Genomic DNA, 3,913 nt, shown 5'->3' on the forward strand with positions numbered 1-3,913 from the left:
TCAAAAATCAATTTTTTGAAATATCACTACCAAAAACCTGCTTTAAGTCTAATTCATTTTTTGTAACATTAAATACCATTTAAAAACTGATAAAAAAAAGCTGCCCTCTTTTAGGACAGCTTCTTCTAAGAGGCTTAAAGCGATTAACACAAAATTTACCCAAATGAAAAAAGCACATTTATGGTGAAAAGAACGTTGCTAATATTGGACAATCTTTGTGCCAAAAAGTATTTTTTAAAGTTAAAGGATTAAAAATCACACATTAAACCGGAAGTGCATAATGTCGCCGTCTTTCACCACGTACTCTTTTCCTTCGATACGAAGTTTACCAGCTTCGCGTACTGCGGCTTCTGAGCCGTAGTGAATGTAATCTTCATAGGCAATTACTTCAGCCCGAATAAATCCCTTCTCAAAATCAGAATGAATTACGCCGGCAGCTTTGGGGGCGGTATCGCCTTTTTTGATTGTCCAGGCACGTACTTCTTTTTCACCTGCAGTAAAAAAGGTTTGAAGATCCAATAAATCGTAAGCCGCACGTATCAGTCGATTTACTCCGGGCTCTTCTAGTCCCAGTTCTTCTAAAAAGAGTTTTCTCTCTTCGTAAGTTTCTAGTTCTGCGATTTCGCTTTCGATTTTAGCTGCCAATACTAAAACTCCAGCGTTTTCTTTTTGTGTAATTTCGCGAATGGCATCCACCCAATGATTTCCGTTAGCTGCCGCGCTTTCATCCACATTACAAACGTAAAGCACTGGCTTAGAGGTAAGAAGCTGAAGGCTTTTTACAATCTCTTGTTCATCTTCATTAGCTGGTACAAATACGCGGGCATTTTTCCCTTCGTGCAACAGCTGGCGAATTTGACTTAACACGTGGAATTCTTTAGCAGCAGTCTTATCGCCGGTTTTTGCAGCTTTCTCAATTTTTGAAATCCGCTTTTCAAGGGTTTCCAAGTCTTTCAGCTGTAGTTCGGTATCGATCACTTCCTTGTCGCGTATAGGGTTAACCGAACCATCTACGTGTATGATATTGGGATCGTCAAAGCAACGCAACACGTGAAGAATGGCGTGAGTCTCTCGAATATTGCCCAAAAATTGGTTTCCAAGGCCTTCACCTTTTGAAGCCCCCTTTACAAGTCCGGCTATATCGACAATTTCAACCGTTGCCGGTACTACGCGCTGAGGTTTAACCAATTCAGCCAACTTTTCAAGGCGGGGATCTGGCACATTTACCATACCCACATTAGGCTCAATGGTACAAAAGGGAAAATTTGCGCTATGGGCTTTAGCGTTTGATAAACAGTTAAATAAGGTTGATTTTCCTACGTTGGGAAGCCCAACAATACCACATTTCATAGACACTAACTAAGGCGGCCAAAAGTATATTATTAGGTGATTAACAGGGACTTAATTTTTTAAAGGAAACAATGGCCAAAAACTATGGCCAGCATAAAAAGTTGCTTTTTCTTTGTTTATTTGCAAAAAAACAAGATTACAATAATGCTATTTTTAATACAAAAAACACTCTTTGCACTGCCTTTAAAAAACCCTGTACTCATTTTTTCTGTAATTCTTTTCATCATCTTATTCGCTCCAATACTGCTCAACAAATTAAAAATTCCCCATTTAATCGGATTAATTATCGCCGGGGCCATTATTGGTCCTAATGGACTTCATGTAATGGACCGCGACAGTAGCATCATACTTTTTGGCAATGCCGGGTTACTCTACATAATGTTTCTAGCTGGTCTTGAAATAGATTTAGCAGATTTTAAAAAAAATAGCAGTAAAAGTATTGTTTTCGGACTCATCACGTTTTCAATACCGATGACTTTAGGCACGTTGAGTGCCTTTTACATTCTTGGATTTGGTATTTTAACCTCAATACTCTTAGCTAGTATGTATGCCTCACACACCTTATTGGCATATCCTTTAATAAGCAAATTCGGCATTACTAAAAACAGAGCTGTTAATATCACGGTGGGCGGAACTGTAATTACAGATACATTAGCCCTATTAGTTCTAGCCGTGATAGCTGGTATGACTACCGGATCTGTTGATAGTTATTTTTGGTATCGTCTGATTATATCAGTTCTCGTTTTTGGAGCTGTAGTTTTACTAGGTTTTCCAGTGTTGGCTCGGTGGTTCTTTAAAAATTTTGACGACAGCATATCGCAATACATATTTGTATTAGCTTTGCTATTTTTGGGAGCTTTTTTTGCAGAAGTGGCTGGATTTGAGGCCATTATAGGTGCTTTTTTGGTTGGTCTCGCACTAAATAAGCTGATCCCACACACCTCCCCTTTAATGAACAGAATTGAATTTGTTGGAAACGCTCTATTTATTCCATTTTTTCTTATCGGAGTAGGAATGCTGATTGACTACAGAGTCTTTTTCAGAGGATACGAAACTTTGCTGGTGGCCACCGTAATGGTGGTGGTTGCTACCTTTTCAAAATTTGCAGCTGCCTACTTAACTCAAAAAATATACAAGTTTAATGTGGCCGAGCGCCTTGTAATCTTTGGTTTGAGTAATGCACAAGCTGCTGCTACCCTTGCCGCTGTATTGGTGGGTTACAATATTATTTTGAACAAGAGCGAAATAGAAGCAGCAGCTGCCTCAGGGCAAGTAGTCGAACCGATAAGACTCCTGAATGATAGCGTGTTAAATGGAACTATTCTTATGATTTTAGTTACCTGCACCATAGCGTCATTTGCAGCTCAAAAAGGTGCTCAAAAGCTTGCAATCAGCGAATTAGACTCTAATCAAGAGGAAGAAAATGGAATTTCGGACGAAGAAAAAATACTTATTGCTACCCATCAGGAAAATCAAGTAGAAGAACTCGTACAACTGGCACTATTGATTAAAGCTAATAAAAACAAATCAGGGCTGCACGCGCTTACCGTAGTTCATGAAGGCAGTGATGAGCTGAACGATAAGATGGCTAAAAAGGTATTAGAAAAAGCTGTTTTAACAGCCTCTGGAGCTGATGTGCGGCTTAATGATGTACTTCGCTATGACGTAAACGTAGTAAATGCCATTACTGGTACGATTAAAGAGAAAAAAATTACTGATCTAATTTTAGGTCTTAATTCTAACAAAGGCATTTCAAAAAACTTTTTAGGAAATCTCGCTGAAGGAATCCTTGCAAAAAATAACGTAACAACATTCATCTATAAGCCCCAACAACCTCTTTCTACTATCAAAAGACATATAGTGATCATTCCTGATAAAGCTGAAAAGGAACTCGGGTTTCTCTTATGGTTAAAAAAGATTTGGAACGTTTCAAAAAATTCAGGTGCCAAAATTGTTTTCTACTCGAGTGAAACAACCCTGGAGTATTTAAAGCAGATCAACAAAAAAATGCCCATAAATTGCGAATTTGAGGTATTTGAGGATTGGGATGATTTTTTAATCCTGTCGAGACATATAAAACAAGATGACAACTTGATTATACAGCTAAGCAGACCACATAAGCCCTCTTACCAGAGTAATATGAATAAAATACCTCACTATCTGAACAAATATTTTACCCAAAATAATTTCCTGCTCGTGTATCCTATTCAACTCGGTGTGGATGGTTATGATAATTTAAATCTAAAGAATCCATCGATGCCAGAGTCGATCGAACGATTGGATGATTTGGGTAAGGCTATTGCTAAAATATTTAAACTTAAATAATTATCTTTAAATTATCCACTCCCATACTTTCTTAACCGCGCTTTTTCCTTAAGGAAGATTAAATACTAATAACTCTATCAAAATTTTCATTCTCATATCTTGTACAGAAGAGATAGGAGTATTTACCTTTGCAGCCCGTTTTTTCAGGACGGGGTAGATCTTTGAGAGATTGGGTTGAGGGGGCAAATTCCTAACGAAGTGCAAAAACGCAAAGTGGGTGTTGCATGGAACAAAGTTA

2 protein-coding genes are annotated in these 3,913 nt (G+C 38.0%); one reads left to right on the forward strand and one right to left on the reverse strand.

Going from position 1 to position 3,913, the window contains the following annotated elements:
- Positions 1-255 precede the first annotated feature (255 nt).
- Positions 256-1,350 (reverse strand): redox-regulated ATPase YchF, encoded by a 1,095-nt coding sequence (gene ychF, locus EIP89_RS11345; protein WP_124398800.1) that lies wholly within the window; start codon positions 1,348-1,350, stop codon positions 256-258.
- A gap of 144 nt (positions 1,351-1,494) precedes the next feature.
- On the opposite strand from ychF, the gene EIP89_RS11350 reads away from it, so the two are divergent.
- Positions 1,495-3,675 carry a cation:proton antiporter gene (locus EIP89_RS11350; protein WP_124398801.1) on the forward strand — a complete coding sequence of 727 codons (2,181 nt, stop codon included), beginning with the start codon at positions 1,495-1,497 and terminating at the stop codon, positions 3,673-3,675.
- Positions 3,676-3,913: the final 238 nt, after the last annotated feature.

The sequence above is a fragment of the Thermaurantimonas aggregans genome, from assembly GCF_003851885.1.
GTDB lineage: Bacteria > Bacteroidota > Bacteroidia > Flavobacteriales > Schleiferiaceae > Thermaurantimonas > Thermaurantimonas aggregans.